Below are 22,138 nucleotides of genomic sequence, written 5' to 3' on the forward strand. Positions count from 1 at the left end.
GGCGGTGTGGCCCGCGTGGCAGGTTGGATACAGCACCATTCTGAGGAGAGGGCGGCGATCATGCGAGCTCACCTCGGCGACCAACTCGTCATCGAGAGTCCGGCGACCGGCGGCGCCAGGCGCGACGGCGAGATCGTCGGACTGCACCACGACGACGGAACACCCCCCTACGACGTGCGCTGGTCCGACACGCACGACGTGACGCTCGTGTTTCCAGGGCCGGACGCCCACATCCGCCATCTCGAGGATGTGCAGCAGCCTACGGAAGCGGGCGGGGCGGCGACGACGGCCGACGAGGCGGCGGCCGCGTCCACGGCGTACAGGCCGCCCGGGACGGCCCATGCCGGTGACATCGGCCGGCGGGTAGCCGTCGAACGCCGAAGGCGGGGGCTCAGCCGAGAAGAAACTGCCGGCCGCGCACGCATGTCGCCCTACTATTTGGCCTACCTGGAGGAACGGCCCGCCGATCCGACCTTGGCGACGCTTATCAGGCTGGCCGACGCGCTCGGCACCTCGGTCGCCGAGCTGCGTGGCGGAGGCACCGGTCTCCCACCGGGTCAGGGCCGCGCACTGCTGCACCCCCGGCTTCGAGACCTCAGCCCGCAGGAATGCCGCAGCCTGCTCTCCACGCACGGGGTGGGGCGCGTCGCGGTGTCCACATCCGACGGCCGTCCGGTGGTCGTCCCGGTCAATTACGAGGTCGTCGATGACGCCATCGTCTTCCGGACCGCGCCAGACTCCGTGGCGGCGCTGGCAGCGGAGAGGGAGGTCGCGTTCGAGGTCGACCACGTGGACGACGCCCTGAGTCAGGGCTGGAGCGTGCTCGCCGTCGGACCGGCACGTGTGGTGACGGACCCCGAGGCGGTACGCGGGCTCGCCCGACACGCGCACACCACGCCGTGGGCGGGCGGCGAGCGCGAGATGTGGGTGTCGATCGAGCCCACAGATCTCACGGGCCGCCGGATCACCCCTGCCGATCAGTAGACGATCATGCCTCGGGCTCAGGGCTGTCCGGTTCGGAGCCCTCGCAGCTCAGGCGGGACTCGACGCCCACCACGCCTTCCAACCCGTTCACGAGGCGCTCGGCGACCCAGATGAGCGAGGTGTCGTGGACGGGTCCGCGGAGCCTGACGACGCCGTCTCGCACCGACACGTGGATGGCGTGGGCGTGCTTGGGGAACAGATAGGACACCACCGTGCGGCGGACCTCCTCCTCGATGTCCTCGTCCGAGCGCAGGAAGACCCTCAACAGGTCGCCACGGCTGACGATGCCGAGCAATCCGTCCTCGGCATCGACGACGGGGAGCCGTTTGACGTGGTGCACGGCCATGAGGCGAGCTGCCCGGGCCAAGGTTTCGTCCGAGTGGACCGTGACAGCGGGCGCGCTCATCACCTGCTCAGCGGTCGCACCTTCCGCCTTGGCCAGGTCGGACCACAGTCGCCTGCGCTCGGAGCGGGTGGGCCGGCGTTCCCGGAACTCCTCCTTGGGCAGCAGGTCGGCCTCGGACACCACGCCGACGACCCGCCCTTCACCGCTCACGACCGGCACGGCACTCACCTGCCGCTCGTCCATGACCCGCACAATCTCCTTGAACCGCGCGTCGCGCCCGACGGCGACCGCGGGCGTGGTCATCACATCGCTCACGATGTGCGGAACAGTGACGGGCATGTCTCGGTCCTCGAGGGGCGGCCGGGGAGCCCAGTTCGGCCGATGCCTCAAGCATCGCCAGGACCTCACGGCTCGCAAACCGGCCGGAGAGCCACCCCGGCCCGGGACCCGGTGGCGTGTCGCGGCGACAGGCACGCGGTGCGACGGTATGCACAGGAGGATCTCGGCTGCCGGGCGAGAAGGCGGTGGACGGCTATGGAACTCCCACTCGGCCGTCCGGCCCAGGAGGTCATGGCCGAGCACATCGTCGCGTCCTGCGTGGAACGGGCCCAGCGACGCTGTGGTCGCCGCCGATGCCGAGGATGATCGCGCCCTCCTTGTGCATGGGGTTGTAGCCGGAGACGTTGGGGCGCACGCCGCTGTAGTGGGTGGATGGGCTGCCGGACTGGGCGTTGCCGCCGCGGATGGCCCATTGGTTCGGGCCGCCCTTGACCATGGCGGTCTGGAACCGGTTGGTGACGGTGGGGTCGCCCGCGTTGAGGTGCTGGTTCACGCCGGAGAACAGGCCGTTCTCCAGGTCTGCCATGATCCAGGGGCCATTGCCGCTGCCGGTGCCCCAGTGGTTCTCGGTGCCGAAGTAGATGGCCTCCATGTGACCGTTGCCGTTGTCGTGGTTGTTGGTCTCGGTGTTGCCGTAGTCGAAGCAGCAGCCGTTGTTGACGTGGGTGCCGCTGGTGATCATGTACGCGCCCTCGGGTGAGCTGCCGGTGGGCACGCCGCCGGCGGAGTTGTACGCGAAGTAGCTGTTGCCGGGGTTGATGTACAGCGCGTAGGCCTTCTGGCCGCCGACGTTGAGTGCTTCGGTGGTCGCGGTGGCGGCCGTGTCGGCGCCGCCGGTACCGCCGGGTCCCTGGTAGACCAGGGTTTTGCCGTGGCCGGTCTGGTCGTAGATGCGGGTGATGGTGCAGGTGGTGCCTGCGCAGAACGAGTCCTGCGCCACCGCGTCGGCGACACCACCGGCGGACAGCACCCCGATGTTCTTGAACGCGTTGTCCGAGGTGCGCTGCAACTGGTAGAGCGGGCCGTTGTAGGCGGCGAACAGCGCGCGGGTGGTGCTGTGCGCCGCCGCACACGGCGTACCACCCGCCGCGTAGATGTCACACGGCCCCTGCGAGGCAGCCTGCGAGGCACCGCCGAAGGCGACCAGACCGGCGAACGCGAGCGCCACCGCCGCCAGGAAGACGACCAGCCTTCGCTGCAGCCGATGGCGAATGTGCAGCACAGGCATGAGCGCTCACAGCCCGGGGGCCCCTGCCCTCCCGTCCGCTCAGACCTTGGTGAAGGTCCATTGCACGTTGGTGCTGCTGTTCCCGGACCACTGCTTGGTCACGGAGCCCGAGGGCACGCTGCCGCCGCCGTCGAGGACGAGGTTGGTGGCGCGGTTGACGATCCAGTACCAGCCGCCACCCTGGTACTTGAGCTGCCACTGCTGGCTGTTGCCGCCGTCCCAGGGAGCTTCCACGGCGGGGGAGCCGTTCGTGGTGGCGCCGCCGCCGTCGGCGACCATGCCGTTGGCTCGGTTGACCAGCTTGTAGTACCCGGTGCCGAGCTCGACGGCCTGCCACTGCAGGTTGCTGCTGCCGTTCCAGGTCCACTGCTTGAGGTTGGAGCCGCTGGGGACGTTACCGCCGCTGTCCAGCACCAGCCCGTCGGTGACGTTGGTGATCTTGAACCACGCCGAGGGGTTGAGCTGCACCTTCATCGACACGACGGCGTCATTGTTGCCGGTGACCCGCAGGTCGGCGTTGTCGTCGGTGAAGGTCCAGGCGGCGCCGGTGAAGTTGTCACCGGAGTAGCCGATGATCTGGTAGCCGGGGGCCAGCTTCAGCGAGGACAGGCTGCGGCTGGGCAGGCCGGCGAGCGTCAGCTGGTCGGCGGTGTAGGAGCCGACCTGGAGCACGGAGGAGCCGCCCAGGTAGTTGACGTCCTGGTAGACCACGGCGCCGGTCAGTGGCTTCAGAACCGGGATCGAGCCGGAGAAGGTCAGCTTCACGACGTAGGCGAGGGCGGAGAACGGCGCCGACGACGACGGCAGGGTCACGTGCAGCCCGGCCGAGTCCTGCGTCGGCGTGGGCAGGTTCGTGTACGTGCCGGCGGTGGGGTTCAGCAGCTGCGCCGAGGCCAGGGAACCGACGTCGATCCGGTCGGAGCTGAGCGTCGATATGTTCAGAGTGCTGCCCGGCCAGCTGAGGACCGTGGCGTACAGGACGGTGTTGTTCTTGTTGCGGGTGAAGCGGATATCCTGCGCCGTTCCGACCTTCGGGGCGGTGAAGGCGCCGCCGCCCATGTGCGTGGGACCTTCGCCGTACGTGGTCCAGGCCCGGGTCGAGTACACCGACTCGCCGAAGCGGCGCAGGTAGTCGCCGATGCCGAGGAGGATGTCCTTCTGGGCCTGGGGGATCGTGCCGTCCGCCATCGGGGCGATGTTGAGCAGCATGTTGCCGTTCTTGCTGACCCGGTCGATCAGCGAGTGCAGCATCTGCTGGACGCTGTAGTAGCCGATGCCGTCCGTGTAGCACCAGCTGGAGCTGGAGATGCTGTCGTCGGTGAGCCAGTAGGGAGCGGTGATGTCGCTGGGGCCGCCGCGCTCGTAGTCGAACACCTCGCCGTGCGGGTTGAAGCCGTCCTTGTAGGTGGCGACGACTTCGCGGCCCCAGGTGTTCGCCTGGTTGTAGTAGTACGACAGGAAGTTCAGCTGCTGCGTCTGGTCGATCTTGTTGAGATCGAAGTCCTGCCAGATGATGTCCGGCTGGGCGAGGTCGATGACCTCCTTGAGCTTGCCGTACCACAGCTGGTTCTCGGCCGTGGTGCCCAACTGCCCGTACAGCTTCTGCAGGCTCGGGTCGGACTGCGCGGGCGCGTGGTCGTAATAGCCGTTGAAGTTGTACGCGTGGTGCATGGCCACCAGGAGCTTCAGCCCCTTGGCGCGGATGGAGTCGGTGAACAGCTGGAGCAGGTTGAGCTGGGGGCCCTTGGCGACCGAGTTCCACTCGTTGACCGAACTGTTCCACATGGAGAACCCGTCGTGGTGCTCGGCGACCGGGCCGGCGAACTTCGCGCCCGCGTCGACGAACAACTGCGCCCACTCGTCCGGGTCGAAGTTCCCGCCGGCGGACTTCAGCTTCGGGGCGAACTTGGTGAAGTTGCCGTTCAGGTCCTTCGCGCCGTTGATGAAGTTGTGGTACGGCCACGCCGACGGGTCGCCGTACGTGGCGATGTGGTGCTGGTTGCACACATCGCCGCTGATGTACATGCGACGCGGATACCACTCGTTCCCGTAGGCGGGCACGCTGAACACGCCCCAGTGGTAGTAGATACCGAACTTGGCGTCCTTGAACCACTCGGGAGCCGCGTTGTGCTGATCCACCGAGGCCCAGGTAGGGGTGTACGTGGTCGCGGCGCGGGCGGTGCCGGCGGCGAGGACGTTGCCTGCGGCCACCGCCGCCGCGACACCTGTAGCGCTCGCCAGGAAATGGCGTCTACTGATCATGGTGGTACCTCCGTCAGAGCTGTGGTGGAAGACCAGGGCGGGTGGCCGGTTGCACTTGTGCCGGCGAGGAGCGCGCCACCGGCTGTGACGGCGACGGCGTCCGCGGGCCCCGGGGAACTCGCGGCGGAGCGGTTTCCCGACCGCACCTCCTCACTCGGTTCCCGTACGGCAGCACCGCCGCATGACTCTTTCGCCGCCCGGAGCCTCTCGTGCGACCCTGCGCCGTGCGTGCCTGTGTCTCGCATGAAGTTGCGGCACACACCATGCCCCTGTCAACGGGCATGCAGGGATGAATACGGTCTTTCGACTGCCCCTTTTTTACCTTTATCTATAGCTATCCGACTATTAATCCCCGATCATACATAGCATGTCTGCCCGCTAAGGCCTGCCCGGCCGATCATGTGACTGTCTAGGCCGACCCTCTTTGGGGAGGGGTGGCTGTGACGGTGACAGCTCGTGCAACGGCCGTTGCGTTGGTGGAGAAGATGATGGATGCGGACTATGCCGGCGAGGACGAGGCGTACGGCGTACTGGAGGCGCCCCGCTCGAAACGCATCCCTCAAGATCGAAAAGACGCTCACCCTCGACGCGAGCGACGACAAACCGCTCGCGATTGAAACCGTCGCCGACCGCGCCCGCGCCCGCTACGGGCGTCAAGTGCTCTACCCCGCCACCCCCCTCGCCCTCAGCTCCCCTCCCCCGTCAGCCCGGCAGTGGGACCGAGGCGATCGCCCAGACGACGCGCATGGACGTCGTGCCACATAGGCGGGACAGACCTAGGGATGGTGGGCATCCCCAGCGCTGCACCCGCACCGACTACCTCCACGTCGCCGACAACGAGCTCGAAGTCGCGCCTGCTCTCAGGCCAGAGGAAGCTGCCCGAGCGGCCGACCACGATCAGCCTGAGCCTCCAGCTCAGCGGCAACGTCCGGCCCCGTGGTGAAGGTGGGGCCGTCCCAGGACGCCGGGACCGCCATGGGCGTGAGGCGCACCTCGGTGCCGTGGATGCGCGCGGCGTCGAAGAGGGTCTGCAGCAGCTGCACGCCCGCCAGGTCGAGCGCACCGAGACGGGCATGCCACGTCTGGGTCTCCGGGTCGTACGTGGCTACTTGGCGGAGCCTGTCGAGTTGTTCCTGCCATTGAGGATCGGCGGCCGGAGCTGTCCGGATGGCGGCCTCCAACACCCATGCTCGGTCGGGGGAGTTCGGCGAACTGGTCATACAGGGAACGGTAGGCGTCGCCACTGACAACTCACCCGGCCAGGTGAATCCGGAGTCTGGACAGAACCCGGGCCGTCCACGAACACGTAGTGACAGACGTGGACCCGATCCGAGAAGCGCACCTGTCCGAGCCCGGCCTGCTGGTATCGACACCCGGGATGCTGGCCAGCCCGTACGGCTGCGGATGTACACCGATCTGCGGCAGGGCCTCGAGGAGGTGTGACCCAGATACACGTCGCAGTCCGCTTCAGCCGGTGGCCCGCAGCCGCTCGAGGAGGTCGTCCACGGCTGCGGTGTGAGCGTAGGGAGACAGCGCTGGCTCCAGGTCACGGACCATCGTGACGCACCAAGGAGCGTTGATGCGGTTGGCCAAGTCCAGGGAACGGGTGGCGGTCTCCGCTGCGATCTCCACTTCGCCGTCGCGGAGGTAGGTCTCGGCCTGGTAGGTGAGGAACACCGCGCGCGTTTTGGAGCGGGTGGCTGGGAGAAGGGCGATGCCCTCGTTCATGAGCTGGTGAGCCCGCCGTCGCTGGCCGAGATCGGCAAGGCACCTGTGAGGAGGGAGCGTGCGGTGGGGTGTTGGGCGCGCGGGATGGCGTGTTCGAGGATGGCCACGGCACCACGGGCGTCGGTGAGCCACAGCAGCTCGTAGGCGAGGTCGGACAGGATGCCCGCGCCAGCAGATCGTGCCGAAGGCTTCTCGGGCGCATTGGCGCTACCGGGCCTTCGGTGAGGGTCCCGCAGAGGCGTTGACACGGCCCGCGGCGAGTGTGCCGAAGCCGGTCACGGGGCGGGCCGCGCCGGGCTTGCTCTATTGGCGTCGACGCGGGCGCACTGCGAGACCGTGCTGAGATCGTTCTACGACTTCCATCTGGAGGAGGGCACCGGCCCGATCACCAACCCGCTTCCCTCAGCTCGGGAACGCCGCCGGTTGCCGACGGCAGCTGGCCGGACGACCCGGCAGTCGGCGGGAGGCAGGTACCGGCCCTCGCTTCCTCAGCGTCTGCCGCGGCGGCTGCCCGACAATTGCTTCAACGAGCTGTTCGCCGCGCTGCGTTACAACCGTGACGGTGCTTGACTGAGCAGTTCAATTGGCGAGTTGCGCGTTGGCCGGGCACCTGTCGTTTGGCCGGGCACCTGTCGTTGAGGGAATCGGCCAGACCCGTGGCCTCGCCTGCGATGACGTCACCCTCCTTCGCGGGGTACTGGAAACCAGCGGCGTGCTCACCGCCAGGCGGTGGTGGCGGCGATGACTGCTTGGGCCAAGGCCACGGGCTGACTGCGGGCGATGAGGTGCCCGGCGCCACGGATGGGCCGGACTGTGGTGTGAGGAGCCAGGTGCAGCAACTGGTCGATGTCCTCGTCGGTGAGCGACGAGCCCTCGTCGCCATGGACGAGCAGGAGGGGCAGGTCGAGTTCCGCGGTGACCTGCCGTAGCCGTGGGACCTGGGCGAGGATGTCCTCGACGAGCTCGGTGTGGGCGCCGAGCGGACCGACGGACGCGAGGAAGCGGCGGACCCTGGAGGGGGCGAGGCAGGGTACGACGTCGACCAGCACCAGCCCCGCCACCCTGGCTCGCACTGCCGGATCCGCGAGAGCGGCGATGGCGGCGAGCCCGCCGAGTGAGGCACCGACGACCACGCTTTCCGGTGGCTCGGTGTGCACCATCGCGGCGACGTCATCCGCGCACGCGGACAGCGTGCGAGCACTGCCCTCGCTGTCGCCGTGGCCTCGCTGGTCGAAGGCCACACACCGGTACCCGGCGTCGACGAGGACCTCGCTGACCGGTCCCCACACCTGACGGCGTTCGCCACCGGCGTGAAGGAGCAGGAAGGTCGGTCCGGCACCGACTTCCTCTCCGCGCAGGATCACATCGGGGCGAGTGATCCGCCGTCCTCGTGGGGCGGTAGGGCCGATCATGAAACTGACACCTCCCCTCCTCCTACCGCACGGGGCCTTGGCCAGGCCGTCAGGGCCGGCCAGTGCCCCAACGGCACGCGGCACTGCGTAGTGCCCGCAGGGCACGTTGGGAACGGTACCGCCACCTGTGCAGGTGTTCACCCAAGGCGGCGCAAGCACACGCCCATCCGGCGCGGCGGCAGATGCCAGCAGCCCCAGCAGGATGCCAACCTGGCACATCGCAACCTGTCAACGCGCGGAAACGCAACTCGCCAATTCAACCGCTCATCCGCCAAGTGAAGGGCCCAGTTGTGACTGAGCGCGTGAGTTGGCCAGTTGAGCGCGGCCTACTTCACCGCGCGAGCGACCCTCGCATGATCCGAGTGCTCTGGGGCAGAGGAGCTGGAGGCCCCATACAAGGGAGGCCAGGAGGCCATGTTCGAGGGGTTCCAGCTGACTCGAGTTGAAGGGAACGGGGCGCAGCTGCGGGTGCGTTACGGCGGCAGTGGGCCAGCGGTGTTGCTCTTGCATGGCCACCCGCGTACGCACGTGACCTGGCACCGCGTCGCTCCGCGGCTTGTCGCAGCAGGTCACACGGTGGTCTGCCCCGACCTGCGCGGCTACGGCGAGTCCGAAAAGCCGCCGACCGACGAGTTGCACAGGCCGTACTCCAAGCGGGCCATGGCCGGTGACTGCCTGGCGGTCATGCGCCAACTGGGGCACGAACGGTTCGCCGTCGTCGGACACGACCGGGGCGCGTACGTGGCCACCCGCCTCGCCCTGGACCATCCGGAGGCCGTGTCCGCCGTCAGCGTGCTGGACGCCGTCCCCATCGGGGAGGCACTGCAGCGCTGCGACGCCACGTTCGCCGCAAGCTGGTGGCACTGGTTCTTCCTCGGACAGACCGACAAGCCCGCCGAACGCATCATCAACGCCGACCCCGACGCCTGGTACAAGGCCACACCTGAGCAGATGGGCACCGAAGCGTACGAGGACTACCGCCGTGCGATCCACGACCCGGCCACCGTGCACGCCATGTGCGAGGACTACCGAGCCGGACTCGGTGTCGACCGTGAGCACGACGACGCCGACCGGCAGACCGGGCGACGCATCGGCTCTCCGCTGCAGGTCCTGTGGGCCACCCATGACGACATGGCCGACCTGTACGGCGACGTGAGAAGCGTCTGGCGCGACTGGGCGGGCGACCGGCTGGTCGGTGGCCCGATCGTTTCCGGGCACCACATCGCCGAAGAGGCACCCGAGGCACTCGTCACCGCGCTCCGCGAGTTCTGGCGGAGCATCGGAGAGCACCGTCCTCGCGCGGAAAGCACAGCTGGCCAGTTCGAACGCAAACTTGGCAGGTGAAGCGCTCAGTCACACCGGGGCTCTGGCTGCTCAGGGCGCAGGCCACTACAGGTCGAACTCGAGGTGCTCGATGTCTGTGAAGTGGACCTCCTCGAGGCTGCCGGCGCGGCGGCCGCCGTCCTGGAGTAACACTCCTTGAGTCCTTCGGCCACGATCTGCTGGAGCTGCTGGTCGGTGGCGCCCTGTTCCTGGGCCTCGAAGAGGCGGGCGGCGTAGGCGGGCGGCAGGGCGACGGTCAGGTGCCGGACGCGGTCCTCGTCCGTGGAGCCGATCGGCGCGGTGTAGCCCATGCGCGCCTGGGTGTCGATGACGATGCCACCGGTGGTGGCCGCCTTCCGCCGGGCCTTGGCCCGGATCTGCGGCTGCCACCGCTTCTTCACCTCGCGCTCCAGGCGCTCGGCGAAGTTCGGGGCGCGGCTTCTTGATCTGGTCCTTCACGTACCGCTCGACGGTGCGCTGGGAGACCCGCAGCATCTGGGCGACCACCTTCGTGCCCTTGAGCTGCTTGACCAGGTACCGCTTCTGCGCACCGGCCGGCTTCGGCGCCGGGCGGGTGAACGCCTTCTGCACCGCCTTCTCCAGGCCGTCCCCGAGCAGGCTCATCGTGGCCTGCTCCTGCTCTCCGTTGTCGACGTCGGTGACGGTGCCGTCCTTGATGTACCGGGCGAGGTCAAGCTCCGGGGCGTTGAACCGCTCCCGGATCTCTTCGCCCCACAGGACGTCCTGGGTGCCCTCGTGCTTGACCAGGCCGGGTTGACGCCGAGCTTGAAACCACCGGGCAGCGGCTTGCCGTCCCGGTACGGCAGGAAGTCCAACGGGCTCGGACCGTTGGCCGCGTAGACCACGCAGTCGGACAGGATCGCGACGGGGTACTGGCCGGTGAACGCGGCGTGCTTGACGATCTTGCGGTGGAGGTTGCTCCGGGTGCGGGAGATGACCGCCGCGCACATGTCCGGCCGCCACGTCGGGCGGGACAGGGCGCGCCATGGCTGGCCCGGCCGCCAGCCTTCGCCCCGGGGCCGTTCGCGCAGCTTGCCCCGGCCGCCGTGACCGTCGCCTTGATCGCCGAGACGACGATCGCAGGCTCCGGGTCGCGGTCCTTGTAGCCGTCCATCGCGGCGAGGAAGCCGGCCGGGGCGAGGTCGGCCATCGTGGCGAGGTAGGCGTCGCGGAGCCGGTTGTACCAGCCGTTCAGGTAGCGGCCGTTGTCGTAGCGGACCCACGCCTCGATCGGCCGCGCCTCGTAGCCGAGCTCCTGGGCGTAGGCGACGGTGGGCGTCGCGTACCAGGCCGGCCCTTGCGGGCGCTCGCCCTTCGGCGTGAACGGGCTGGGGAGCAGCGAGCCGTCCAGCTCCACCCATTCCTTGCCGACCTTCACTCTTGACAGGTCGACGTGGGACAGGTCGACCAGCCACGAGCCGGGCAGCTTCGGGTCGAACGCGGGGGCCTTGACGTGCGTCGCCTGGCCGAGGCCGACGTTGAGCCCGTTCGCGCCGGCGGCGGAGGCCATATTGACGTCGATGCCGACCAGATAGCGCTGGCCGGGGCGCTGACCGCGCGGTGCGGCCACCGCCACCCGCACCGCACCCCCAGGGAACCCGCCAGCACCGGTACGGCGCCCGTGCTCCCGGGCTGCCGAGCCGTCACCGTGGTTGGGCCCCGGTCCGGCAGCCCCGCCAGTCAGTCACCCGGCCCCGGGGCATGCAACGGCGCCCGGCACGACGAAGGCCCTGACCGCTCGGGGATGATCAGGACCTTGTAGGCCTCGGAGGGAAGCTGACGCGGCCCCGACGCCAGAGCGCGGAATCGAAGGGCCGCGGACCGCACCGGCCCAACGTGGGGCGTCCAGACCAGCGCGCGTCACCGGCTCAACACCCAGCCGGCCCGCAAGGTCACGCGCTGTGCGGTGGAAAACAGGCCGGTGCGCGCGGGCGAAGGGGCGTAGACCGTAGGTATGGCTGGAGGAGCGGGCCCACCTGCCCGGTGTGCGGCCACCGTCTGGCCCCCCGCTACTTCACCCGCTCTGACCAGGTGTTCTGCTCCAGTCGGTGCCGTACGGCCGCGTGGGTGGGAACGCAAAGGGGCGGCGCCGGCCGGGTGACGGCTACGCGATCCGATCGCCCCCAGGCGAACATCTGGTTCCTTGGTCGTGTCGGCAGCCGTGTGGAGGTGGCGTTGCGGGGTAGAACGGCTGTTGGTTCGTGTGGTTGCGCGAGCCGGAGCATGCCCGGTGGTAGGGCTGTTCCTGGGCCTGAATGAAGGATCAACCGGTATGGCCAGCGGCACCGTGAAGTGGTTCAACGCCGAAAAGGGTTTCGGCTTCATCGAGCAGGACGGCGGGGGTCCGGACGTCTTCGCGCACTACTCCGAGATCAAGGGCAGCGGGTACCGCGAGCTGACCGAGGGGGAGCACGTCACGTTCGACATCGGCCAGGGCCAGAAGGGCCCGCAGGCGCAGAACATCGTCCGCGGCTGAGCGGGCAGGAGAGCGTAGAGCGAGGCGGCTGTCCGGTCCGGCAGCCGCCTCGCTCATGCAGTCGGCCGTACAGCCCTGAGCGCTGCCTGGCACGATGCTGTTCACGCAGCCGCCGCCCGTTCCGTGCCCCGCCGGCCTGGTCCCGGATGCCACCGGCGTCGATGCCTTCAACGCCGCATACCGGCGGGCCAAGCAACAGCGCGCGGTGTTCGTCGGGGTGGAGCGCCAGGGCCCTCGGTGGACGGTGAAGGCGGACACGCTCACCGCCCCGGACCCCACAGTCAACGACAGCGTGCACGACGCGGTCCGCAACACGGTGATTCCGCTGATCCGCTCGCGCCAGATCCGCCGCGGCTCCTCCGCCGGTCCGGTGTACTTCGTGCTGTACGACATCGACGGGGATCTTGCTCAGGGTGGGCTCGGTGCGCGGTCGGGGCTTGGGCCGGTGTCTCCATTTGATCATCGGCGCAGTACAGGTGCCGATGCAGTGGCTGGAACTGTCGAGAGAGTCGAACCGCTCAAGGGCCGGCAGCGTGATCCAGCGATTCGCGGTCCGGCGGGAGGGTGCGGGCGGGGCCTGGGCGGGCGGCCCGAAGCCCCGCCGGGGCGGCGTTAAGCCCCTCGGTGATGGTGTGCGGGACGCGGTGCAGGGCCCCGCTGCAGGGTGGCCGGCAGACGGGGGCGGTGACGGACCAGGTTCAGGTGCAGCCCGGTCGCCATCACCGGCACCCAGCTTCAAGCCGCCCAGCTCCTGGGCGCTGAGGGCCGCTCGGATGAGGTGCGCGGGGCGCGGCTCGCCGCGCTGCAGACGGCGCTTGTGGCGTCGGCCGAGGAAGGGTTCCGCAGGACGCTGGTCTTCCACCACGTCGTCGAGGAGACCGAAGCCTTCGCGGCCGGCCTCCCCCGCGTCGTCGGCCGACTGCAAAGTGCGGATCCTGAGCTGTACCCGCGTGTGGTGTAGGCCGACTGGCCGGGCGGCGAGCACAAACGACTCCCCCAGCGTCGAGTGCTCGGCGAGTTCGCGGCCGGGATCGCCAGGGACGGCGCGGTCATGGAGAAGAGCTTCCTGGGCTCGGTGCGGGTGCTTGGCGAGGGCTTCGGCACCAGGAACTGCGACTGCGTCTCCTTCGCTGACGTCTGCGGCTCTATGCCCGACCTCGTCCAGGCCGTGGGCCGGGCACTGCGGATGCAGCCCGGCGAGGGGAAGGTGGCCCCGCTGGGGGTGCCGGACCTGCTCGGCCCCGGGGAGACGGTCGACAGCATGCTGCCCTCGCGAGCTGCCCGCCCCCCCCGATCCGCCTCGTGGGCTGCGCGCCGCGACACGTGGCGCCTGCGCTCGATTCGGCTCAGTGCGCGGCGGCGTCCGGATGGACAGCGTCGCGGACGATGCGCAGAGCGCTGTTCAGCGCGTCGAGTTGTTCGGTGGTCAGCCGACTGGTGAACCAGTGCTCGATCGCCTCGAGATGGCCGGGAAGGATCCGCTCCAGGAGGTCCACGCCCTCGGCGGTCAGCACGGCGTAGGTGCTGCGGCGGTCGTCGACGCGGGCCTCGCGCCGGACCTCGCCGCGGCGCTGGAGGCGGTCGACGACACGGGTCACTCCGCTGGTCGAGAGGGAGGTCTGGGCGGCCAGGTCGCTCAGCCGCAGCCGCCGGCCGGGTGAACGGCTCAGCCGTACCAGGACGTCGAAGTCCAGCGGCGACATACCTCCCAGGCTGGGCGCCAGCCGGGCGAGCAGCCCGTCGTGGGTTTCCAGGAGCAGGCCCATGGCGGTGAAGCGGGCGTCGTCGAAGAGATCGGGTGCGGGCATGGCAGAAGGCTAGCAGGAGTGCTTGCGCTGCGGATAGTTGACATGAGGAATATCGTCATGCATAGAATCCCGCATCGAAACTTCCGCGCCGCAACTAAACCGGGCGCGCCCATCCTCAGGGGGAGAGACGACCATGGCAACAGTCACCGCAGGCAACGCCCAGGTCCACTACGACGTGACCGGCACCGGACCGACCCTCGTTCTGGTGCACGGCACCGGCTCCGCGGGCGCCGAGCTGACGTGGGGCCAGATCGTGCCCGCGTTCGCCGATCGGCACACCGTCATCACGCCCGACCTTTCCGGCACCGAGCGGACCACTGACGACGGCGCGCCGCTGACTGTCGACGGCCTGGCCCAGCAGGTCATCGCCGTCATCGAGGACGCCGGGGCGCGCCCGGTCGACCTGCTGGGCTTCTCCATGGGGGCACCCGTGGTCGCCGCCGTCGCGGCCACCCGGCCCGATCTCGTGCGGCGCCTGATCACAGTGGCAGGCTGGGCGCACACCGACGCCGACGAATACATGAGGAACCTCTTCACGTTGTGGCGGCGGCTGGGCCAGGTGGACGCCGAGGGCTTCGGCCGCAGCGTCACCATGACCGGCTTCAGCCGCGGCTTCCTCAACGCCATCGGCCGCGACGAGGTCGAGAAGCTCGTGCCCAACATGCCGCCCACCCCCGGCACCCTGCGCCATGTCGACCTGGATCTGCGCGTGGACATCCGTCACCTGCTGCCACGCATCCAGGCACCGACGCTGGTGGTGGGCTGCTCTCAGGACGCCACCGTGCCGGTGGAGCACAGCCGGGCCCTGCACGCGGCGATAGCGGGCAGCGCCTACGCCGAGATCGACGCCGGTCACGTCGCATTCTTCGAGAAGCGGGACGACTTCACCAAGCTGGTCCGCGAGTTCATCGCCGACTGACGCCGTACCCGCATAAATCACTTGGTCAGGCAGCGGCAAGAGTACCGAGGTACCCGGCCTCCGACGGTCGCCCGAAGGGGCAAGGCGCGCTACCTCTCCCCCACACGGCCGGGCCTGGACGATGGCCGGCGATCGTCCGCCGGATGCAGCGCAGGATGCGTTCCGGGTGTCGGTGAGGTTGGTGTAGCCGCCCTTGCGGCAGATAGTCGAAGCCAGGTTCGCCTGCGCCACCGCCGGCGACGTAGCACCCGGGGTGCACTTCAGGTCCTGGAGCGGCTCGCCCTGCTCGTGCCGGTAGTGGCAGCTGCCCGCGGGCGGCCGCTGCTGCACCGTGTACGTCTTCTGCGGACCCGCAGCCACCGGGATCTCTCCGACCGACCCGCGGGCACCGCCGAAACCGACGACGGCGCCCCGCTCTTCCCCGCCCCACCCGAATGAGTGGTCGAGGAAGAGCACCCCGCCACGACCAGAGAAGACAGCACCACCAGCGGAACCACACGACCACCCGAACCCATGACGACCCCTCACCCGTGACCAGCACCTGGGCAGACACTGCCCCACTCCCCCACCCCATGGGCCGGAGACCCCAGCGCTCAGGAGCACTGTCCTCACAACGGAGCCGCCGCCGCGCACCGCTGTCATGCGGTGACCGCGCCGGCGGACCGAGGAGGCGGTGAGGACATGCGGGTCTGGTCTGCCTGGTGAGCCTGGCAGTGCGGGGCGGCGAGCGGCACCGCTCCCGGGACGGCGCTGTCATGCCCGGGGCAGACCAGGCGGGCTCGGTGACCGGGGCAGAGACCGGACGTCATCAGACGGCCGGCATGGCCGACCGGTCAGCCGCCGTTCAGTTCGAGGCCTTCGCCGCCGCAGACGATGCGACCGCCCTCCTGGCGGGCGAGGGCGACGTACTCCTCGACCTTCTTCAGATGCCGGTCGCCGGCCATCGGCCCGACCACGGTGTCCGGGTCCCGGGGGGGCGCCGACCGGGACGCCGGGGACGGCCTCCGCGAGGATCCCCAGCACCGTCTCGTACAGCAGCCGGGGCCCGCCCATGCAGAACTGGCCGGTGTTGAAGACGAAGCCCCTTGATGACGGCGCCGATCGCCTTGTTCAGGTCGGCGTCCTCGAAGACGAGATGAGCCGCGTTGCCGCCGAGTTCGAAGGTGACCGGCTTGAGCGCCTCGCCGCCCACGCTCGCGGCGTGCCGGCCGATCGCCGTCGAGCCGGTGAAGGCGACCTCGTCGATCCCGGGGTGCCCGAGCAGGGCCTCACCCGCCACCGGGCCGGTGCCGGTGACGACGTTGACGACGCCGTCGGGCAGGCCGGCTCGCTGGAACAGGCCGGCCATGAACAGCGCGCTCAGCGGCGTCTCGTCGGCGGGCTTGTGGACGACCGTGTTGCCGGCCGCGAGAGCGGGCGCGATCTTCGAACTGGAGAGGATCAGCGGGAAGTTGAAGGGGGTGATGGCCGCCACGACGCCGAGCGGACCGCGCCGGGTGTGGGCGAAGGCGTTGAGCGGGGTGTCGCGGTTCGCTCCGTCCAAGGTCTGGGCGAGGGCGGCGTAGTACTCGTACTGGTCGGCGGCGGTCTCGACGTCCACGGGCCGATAGAGGGAGACGGGCTTGCCGACGTCCAGGCTCTCCAGGGCGGTGAGCTCATCGGCGTTCTCCCTGATCAGCTGAGCGATCCGGTGCAGCACCCGGCCGCGCCCGCGCCCGCTTGTCGCGGCCCACGGGCCCTGCTCGAAGGCCTCCCGGGCGGCGCGGACCGCCGCGTCGACGTCGGTCGCGTCGGCCTCGGCGACGGTGGCGGCCACCCGGCCGGTGGACGGGTCGATCACCTCGGTCAGCGTGCCGCGTCCGACTCATGCCACTGCCCGCCGACGAACAGTCGGCCGGGCTCGATCCCGAAGGCACTCATGGCGACTTGGATCCTCACAACGATCTGAAAGCAACGTGCCGAGTTGGAGCAACGCGTGGTCCACGAACTGACCGGCTGACAGATCCAACACTTCCGCGGAGCCCTCTCCAAGGCTGGCGTGCCCTGTCATGACTCGTTTCCCAGGTCGCCGCCGCGCAGGACGAGGGCGACCGCCGGGGCGGCGGCGAGGGCCGAGAACGCGTTGAATGTAGGGCGATTTTTTGGCGAGGGTCAAGATATTGCCCAAGATCTGCCGATGGCCATGCCGCGGACCGACATCGCGGGAGATTGCGTCAGTGCACCGGGATCGTGTCCAGAACTCGCTGGGCCTCCGCCCGCGCGGCGGAGGCGCAGCGCCCAGCCAGCGCGCGGAAGAGCTCCTCGGCGCGGATCGCGGGCCAGTCGCCGGGCAGGTGTTCCGCGGGCAGGTGCGGGTCGCGGCGGACCAGCTCGAGCCAGTCGGTGTGCAGCAGCAGCTGCCCGCCCAGCGGGTCCGCACCGCCGGCGTCGGACTCGCTCCAGCGGTCCAGGAAGGCGTGGTACTCGGCAGCGATCGAGGCGGTGTCGAAGGCCGACTCCACCACCTGCGCCGCCTCCGTCGGCTCCAGGACGGTCCCGCGGAACACCCGGAGGTGGGCGGCGAGGGATAGGTCCGCCAGGAGCGCTTTGACGTCCACGACGCCCGGCGCGACCCACAGGCCGCTCTGCAGCGGACCGAAGCCGCCCCAGGTCAGGCGGGAGCGCAGATCGTGCCGCTCGCGCCGCCAGGCCTCGGGAAGGGAGAAGCCGACCAGCGTCCACTGGCCGTCCCAGTCGCGGTTGACCGCGCCGGTGCGCCAGACGCGGTCGTGCCCGTCCTGCAGTACGGCGACGGCGCGAGGGGTCAGCGCGAAGTACATCTTCCGGCCCTGGCGGTGCCGCTCGAGCAGGCCGCGGTTGACCATGCGGGTGAGGGTCGAGCGAACGGCCTCCTCGGTGACGCCGATCCTCGCGAACACGTCGATCACGCAGGCGGAGGACAGGGCGATGTCCCGGCCGAGCACATGGATGCCGAAGAAGGTGAGCATCAGCGACTGGGGGCGCGGGGCGAGATCGGGACTGGTCACGGGCACAGCGTAGGGCGCCCGGCGACCCGCGTGTGAATGCGCCCAAATATTGGGCAGATCCATTGACCGTCGACAGGAACCTGCCTAAGTTGAGCGCACCGCCCCCTAGCCAAGGAGCACTCCCATGGATCTGAGCGGCAAGGTCGCCGTCGTCACCGGCAGCGGTCGCGGACTCGGACTCGCCTATGCCAAGGCCCTCGCCGCTGCGGGCGCGGCCGTCGTGGTGAACGATGTGGACGGCGACGCGGCGGCCACCGCCGTCAAGGAGATCGGGTCCGCCGGCGGTCGAGCCGTCGCCGAGGTCGCCGCGGTCGGCACCACCGAGGCCGCCGAGGCCCTGGTCGCGCGCGCGGTCGAGGCCTTCGGGCGGCTGGACGTCATGGTCACCAACGCGGGCGTGCTGCGCGATCGGGTGCTGTGGAAGATGACCGACGAGGACTTCGACACCGTGGTCCAGGTCCATCTGCGCGGCACCTTCACCTGCGTCCGGGCAGCCGTGGAGCGGATGCGCGAGCAGGGAGGGGGCGGGCGGATCATCGTCGCCGGCTCCCCCGCCGGGCAGCGCGGCAACTTCGGCCAGACCAACTACGCGGCTGCCAAGGCCGGCATCGCCGCCATGGTGCGCACCTGGGCGATGGAGCTGGCCAAGGCCGGCATCACCGCCAACGCCGTGATCCCCGTCGCCGCCACGGCGATGACCAAGACCATCCCGGTCTTCGCCCCGCACGTCGAGGCTCTGGAGCAGCACGGCACCCCGCTGCCCGACAGCCTGCGCAAGGGCGAGGGCTTCGGCACCGCGGAGGACGTCGCCCCGCTGATCACCTTCCTCGCCTCCGACGCCTCGGCCGCGATCACCGGGCAGTGCATCGGCATCGGCGGGGACAAGCTGGCCCTGTGGTCGCACCCGCAGGAGATCTCCGTCGCCTACGCGGACGGCGGCTGGAGCGCGGAGGCCATCGCCGCCGCCTGGCCGGTCACCGTCGGGCGCGTGCCGGAGACCTACGGCATCCCGGCCCCGAGGATCTGAAGGCCAGAGAATACGAAGGGAGTCACCCCATGAACGTGGACGAACTCGTCGCCATCGACGTCCATACGCACGCCGAGGTGTCCTCGCGCGGCCAGGGTTCGCTCTCCGAGGAGCTGGACGCCGCCGCCGGGGCGTACTTCAAGGCGGAGCACCGCCGCCCGACCCTCCCGGAGATCGCCGCGTACTACCGCGAGCGGAGGATGGCCTGCGTGGTCTTCACCGTGGACGCCGAGGCCGCCACGGGCACCCCGGCCGTCCCCAACGAGGAGGTCGCCGAGGCCGCGCGGGAGAACCCCGATGTGATCATTCCCTTCGCCAGCGTCGACCCGTACAAGGGGAAGATGGCCGTGCGGCAGATCCGCAGGCTGGTCGAGGAGTTCGGGGTCAAGGGCTTCAAGTTCCACCCCAACGTCCAGGCATTCCACCCCGATGACCGCATGGCCTACCCGCTGTACGAGGCCATCGAGGAGGCCGGCGCGATCGCCGTCTTCCACACCGGCCAGACCGGGATCGGCGCCGGCGCCCCCGGCGGTGGCGGCATCCGGCTCAAGTATTCCAACCCGATGCTGGTCGACGACGTCGCCGCCGACTTCCCCGGGATGCCGATCATCCTCGCCCACCCGTCCTTCCCCTGGCAGGACGAGGCGTTGGCGGTGGCCACCCACAAGCCGCAGGTGTACATCGACCTTTCGGGATGGTCGCCGAAGTACTTCCCGCCGCAGCTGGTCCAGTACGCCAACAGCCTGCTCAAGGACAAGGTGCTGTTCGGCTCCGACTACCCGCTGATCAGCCCGGACCGCTGGCTCGCCGACTTCGCCGGGCTCCCGGTCAAGGACGAGGTCCGTCCGAAGATCCTCAAGGAGAACGCCGCCAGGCTGCTCGGCCTCGACAAGCAGCAGTGACGCCAGACAAGGGAGTCCCGCGTTGCAGAACCAAGGCATCGGGTCCTGGCCCGCCCGCAGGGCCCGCAAGACCCCCCACCGCACCGCCCTGCTCCACGAGGAGCGCGCCACCAGCTACGCCGAGCTGCACGACCGGACCACCCGCCTCGCCCACCTGCTGCGCGCACGCGGCGTGCGGCAGGGCGATCGTGTGGCCTTCCTGGGGCCGAACCACCCCGCCTTCCTGGAGACCCTCTTCGCCGCCGGGCGGCTCGGCGCGGTCTTCGTCCCGCTCAACACCCGACTCGCCGCACCGGAGCTGCGCTACCAACTGCGGGACTCGGGCAGCCGCCTGCTACTGACGGTGCGTCAGCCCGGGTCCGCCGAACTCTCCGCGCACGTGGAAGTGCTGGAGGCTGAGGGTGACGGTTACGAGACGCTCCTGGCCGGGGCTTCGACCGATCCGCTCGACGTGCCGGTCGGTCCGGACGACCTGTGCATGATCATGTACACCTCGGGGACGACCGGCCGCCCCAAGGGCGCCATGCTCACCCACGGCAACATCCTCTGGAACAGCCTCAACGTCCTGGTCGACGTGGACCTGTCGACCGACGAGGTCACCCTGGTCAGCGCACCGCTGTTCCACACCGCCGCACTCAACATGACCTGCCTGCCCACCCTGCTCAAGGGCGGCACGGCCGTGCTGGAGTCCGCCTTCGACCCGGCCCGCACCCTGGAGCTGATCGAACGCCACCGGATCACCTGCCTGTTCGGCGTCCCGGCGATGTACGACGCGGTAGCCGCGGAGCCCGGCTGGGCGGAGGCGGACCTCGGCAGCCTGCGCAACCTGCTGTGCGGGGGCGCGCCCGTGCCGACCCGGACCATCCGCCGCTACCTCGAGGGGGGCCTGGCCTTCGTCCAGGGCTACGGCATGACCGAGGCCTCGCCCGGCGTCCTGCTCCTGGACCGGCAGGACGCGCTCTCCCACGCCGGAACGGCGGGCGTACCGCACTTCTTCACCGACGTACGGCTGGCGGACCCGGCGGGCGATCCGGTCGGGGTGGACGAGCCGGGAGAGGTGCTGATCGCCGGGCCCCATGTCACGCCCGGCTACTGGGAGCGCCCGGAAGAGACCGCTGCCGCCTTCCGGGACGGCCACTGGTTCCGCTCCGGCGACATCGCCACGGTGGACGCGGAGGGCTACATCCGGCTGGTGGACCGGCTGAAGGACATGTTCATCTCGGGCGGCGAGAACGTCTACCCGGCCGAGGTCGAGGACGCCCTGCTGGAGCACCCGGCCGTCGCCGAGTGCGCGGTCTTCGGCGTACCCGACGAGAAGTGGGGCGAGGTCGGCCGCGCCGTCGTCGTCCTGCGGCCGGGCGCCGAAGCCGGTGTCGAGGAACTGATCGCCCACCTGGACGGGCGACTCGCCCGCTACAAGATCCCCAAGTCGGTGCTGTTCGCCGACGCCCTCCCGCGCAGCGGCGCGGGCAAGCTGCTCAAGGGCCCGCTCCGGGCCACCTACAGCCAGCGCTGACCACCCTTTGACCCCTCGGAGAGGCCTCCCCATGTCCCGTACCGTCAACGGCATCGCCGAACTGCTCGAGCTCGGCGGCGCCGACCTCGGCCACAGCGAGTGGCTGGAGATCACGCAGGAGCGGGTGAACACCTTCGCCGACGCGACCGGCGACCACCAGTGGATCCACGTCGACGTCGAACGCGCCAGGACCGGCCCCTTCGGCGGCACCATCGCCCATGGCTACCTGAGCCTCTCGCTGCTCATCCCGCTGTGGAGCGAGCTGCTGAAGGTCCAGGGCGTCGGCATGGCCGTCAACTACGGCCTCAACAAGGTCCGTTTCCCCTCACCGGTACGCGTCGGCGCCAAGATCCGCGCCCAGGGCGCAATCGCGTCAGTCGTCGAGGTCAAGGGCGGCGCGGAGGTCACCGTCGATCTGACCGTCGAGATCGACGGACAGCCCAAGCCCGCCGTCGTCGCCCAGGCCGTCTACCGTTTCTACGCATGACCGACCCGGCCCCCCGTTCGGCCGCCGACCGGCTGCTCGCCGTACTGGCGGCCTTCGGGCATGCCGGCCCGGCGCTGTCGCTGACCGAGATCAGCAGGCGCGCCGGCCTCACCCTGCCGACCACGCACCGCCTCGTCGGCCTACTGACGGCCTGGGGTGCACTCGAGCGCGACCCTGGGGGCGTCTACCACATCGGCCTGCGGCTGTGGGAGCTCGGCGCCCTCGCCCCGCGGGGGGGCGGGCGGCGGCCGGGCGCGGGCGGCGGTGTGCTGTGTCAGTTTGTAAGGCGCCCAAAATTAATAGATAAAAAGGGGGGTGGGGTGTGTGACGGTGT

At 69.8% G+C, this 22,138-nt stretch carries 17 protein-coding genes and 4 pseudogenes; 10 read left to right on the forward strand and 11 right to left on the reverse strand.

The genetic code is table 11. From position 1 onward, the window contains the following. Positions 1-60 precede the first annotated feature (60 nt). The gene (locus ACFVIU_RS25600; protein ID WP_385845311.1) at positions 61-984 is read left to right on the forward strand and encodes a pyridoxamine 5'-phosphate oxidase family protein; all 924 of its coding nucleotides are present in this window, start codon (positions 61-63) and stop codon (positions 982-984) included. A gap of 4 nt (positions 985-988) precedes the next feature. Here ACFVIU_RS25600 and ACFVIU_RS25605 read toward each other — a convergent pair whose 3' ends face one another. From ACFVIU_RS25605 to ACFVIU_RS25630, 6 genes and pseudogenes are all read right to left on the reverse strand, one after another. Then, positions 989-1,669, reverse strand: a complete 681-nt coding sequence (locus ACFVIU_RS25605) for a CBS domain-containing protein (protein ID WP_385845312.1) — start codon at positions 1,667-1,669, stop codon at positions 989-991. 277 nt (positions 1,670-1,946) lie between these two features. Continuing rightward, positions 1,947-2,897, reverse strand: a pseudogene (locus ACFVIU_RS25610) (arabinofuranosidase catalytic domain-containing protein); the annotation flags it as partial. A gap of 39 nt (positions 2,898-2,936) precedes the next feature. Next, positions 2,937-5,159, reverse strand: a complete 2,223-nt coding sequence (locus ACFVIU_RS25615) for an alpha-L-fucosidase (protein WP_385845313.1) — start codon at positions 5,157-5,159, stop codon at positions 2,937-2,939. An 860-nt stretch (positions 5,160-6,019) separates the two neighbouring features. Beyond that, positions 6,020-6,379, reverse strand: coding sequence for a hypothetical protein (locus tag ACFVIU_RS25620; protein ID WP_385845315.1), 360 nt, complete (start codon positions 6,377-6,379; stop codon positions 6,020-6,022). Positions 6,380-6,626: 247 nt separating this feature from the next. Next, positions 6,627-6,887, reverse strand: coding sequence for a hypothetical protein (locus ACFVIU_RS25625; protein ID WP_385845317.1), 261 nt, complete (start codon positions 6,885-6,887; stop codon positions 6,627-6,629). Positions 6,888-7,603: 716 nt separating this feature from the next. Beyond that, positions 7,604-8,299, reverse strand: coding sequence for an alpha/beta fold hydrolase (locus ACFVIU_RS25630; protein WP_385845318.1), 696 nt, complete (start codon positions 8,297-8,299; stop codon positions 7,604-7,606). Between the two features lie 414 nt (positions 8,300-8,713). Here ACFVIU_RS25630 and ACFVIU_RS25635 point away from each other — a divergent pair, with 414 nt between their 5' ends. Further along, positions 8,714-9,643, forward strand: a complete 930-nt coding sequence (locus tag ACFVIU_RS25635; RefSeq protein WP_385845319.1) for an alpha/beta fold hydrolase — start codon at positions 8,714-8,716, stop codon at positions 9,641-9,643. Positions 9,644-9,688: 45 nt separating this feature from the next. Here the strand turns inward: ACFVIU_RS25635 and tpg are convergent. Both tpg and ACFVIU_RS25645 read right to left on the reverse strand, forming a co-directional pair. Then, positions 9,689-10,246, reverse strand: a pseudogene (gene tpg, locus ACFVIU_RS25640) (telomere-protecting terminal protein Tpg). Between the two features lie 15 nt (positions 10,247-10,261). Next, positions 10,262-11,180 (reverse strand): annotated as a pseudogene (locus tag ACFVIU_RS25645) (transcriptional regulator); the annotation flags it as partial. 735 nt (positions 11,181-11,915) lie between these two features. Here ACFVIU_RS25645 and ACFVIU_RS25650 point away from each other — a divergent pair. Further along, a complete protein-coding gene (locus ACFVIU_RS25650; protein WP_055711351.1) occupies positions 11,916-12,119 on the forward strand; it encodes a cold-shock protein in 204 nt (67 codons plus the stop codon). A 94-nt stretch (positions 12,120-12,213) separates the two neighbouring features. Further along, complete coding sequence (locus ACFVIU_RS25655) at positions 12,214-12,735, forward strand: hypothetical protein (RefSeq protein WP_385845321.1); 522 nt, start codon at positions 12,214-12,216, stop codon at positions 12,733-12,735. A gap of 730 nt (positions 12,736-13,465) precedes the next feature. Here the strand turns inward: ACFVIU_RS25655 and ACFVIU_RS25660 are convergent. Next, the gene (locus ACFVIU_RS25660; RefSeq protein ID WP_385845323.1) at positions 13,466-13,927 is read right to left on the reverse strand and encodes a MarR family winged helix-turn-helix transcriptional regulator; all 462 of its coding nucleotides are present in this window, start codon (positions 13,925-13,927) and stop codon (positions 13,466-13,468) included. A gap of 133 nt (positions 13,928-14,060) precedes the next feature. Between ACFVIU_RS25660 and ACFVIU_RS25665 the strand changes: the two genes are divergently transcribed. Then, positions 14,061-14,846: an alpha/beta fold hydrolase gene (locus ACFVIU_RS25665; RefSeq protein WP_385845324.1), complete on the forward strand. Its 786-nt coding sequence runs from the start codon at positions 14,061-14,063 to the stop codon at positions 14,844-14,846. Between the two features lie 836 nt (positions 14,847-15,682). Here ACFVIU_RS25665 and ACFVIU_RS25670 read toward each other — a convergent pair. Both ACFVIU_RS25670 and ACFVIU_RS25675 read right to left on the reverse strand, forming a co-directional pair. After that, positions 15,683-16,766: pseudogene (locus ACFVIU_RS25670) on the reverse strand (aldehyde dehydrogenase family protein); the annotation flags it as partial. 293 nt (positions 16,767-17,059) lie between these two features. After that, entirely contained in the window at positions 17,060-17,878 is an 819-nt protein-coding gene (locus tag ACFVIU_RS25675; RefSeq protein WP_385845325.1) for a PaaX family transcriptional regulator C-terminal domain-containing protein, read from the reverse strand. A gap of 118 nt (positions 17,879-17,996) precedes the next feature. Between ACFVIU_RS25675 and ACFVIU_RS25680 the strand changes: the two genes are divergently transcribed. From ACFVIU_RS25680 to ACFVIU_RS25700, 5 genes are all read left to right on the forward strand, one after another. Beyond that, on the forward strand, positions 17,997-18,899 hold the full coding sequence (locus ACFVIU_RS25680; protein ID WP_385845327.1) for an SDR family NAD(P)-dependent oxidoreductase: 903 nt from the start codon (positions 17,997-17,999) through the stop codon (positions 18,897-18,899). A gap of 29 nt (positions 18,900-18,928) precedes the next feature. Then, on the forward strand, positions 18,929-19,801 hold the full coding sequence (locus ACFVIU_RS25685; protein ID WP_385845328.1) for an amidohydrolase family protein: 873 nt from the start codon (positions 18,929-18,931) through the stop codon (positions 19,799-19,801). Positions 19,802-19,823: 22 nt separating this feature from the next. After that, positions 19,824-21,317, forward strand: a complete 1,494-nt coding sequence (locus ACFVIU_RS25690) for a long-chain fatty acid--CoA ligase (RefSeq protein ID WP_385845329.1) — start codon at positions 19,824-19,826, stop codon at positions 21,315-21,317. A gap of 31 nt (positions 21,318-21,348) precedes the next feature. Further along, positions 21,349-21,804, forward strand: a complete 456-nt coding sequence (locus ACFVIU_RS25695; protein WP_385845330.1) for a MaoC family dehydratase — start codon at positions 21,349-21,351, stop codon at positions 21,802-21,804. After that, on the forward strand, positions 21,801-22,138 hold a 338-nt coding region (locus ACFVIU_RS25700), incomplete at its 3' end, for a helix-turn-helix domain-containing protein (RefSeq protein ID WP_385845331.1). The genes ACFVIU_RS25695 and ACFVIU_RS25700, both read left to right, overlap by 4 nt.

The organism is Streptomyces sp. NPDC127190, assembly GCF_042672505.1.
GTDB lineage: Bacteria > Actinomycetota > Actinomycetes > Streptomycetales > Streptomycetaceae > Streptomyces.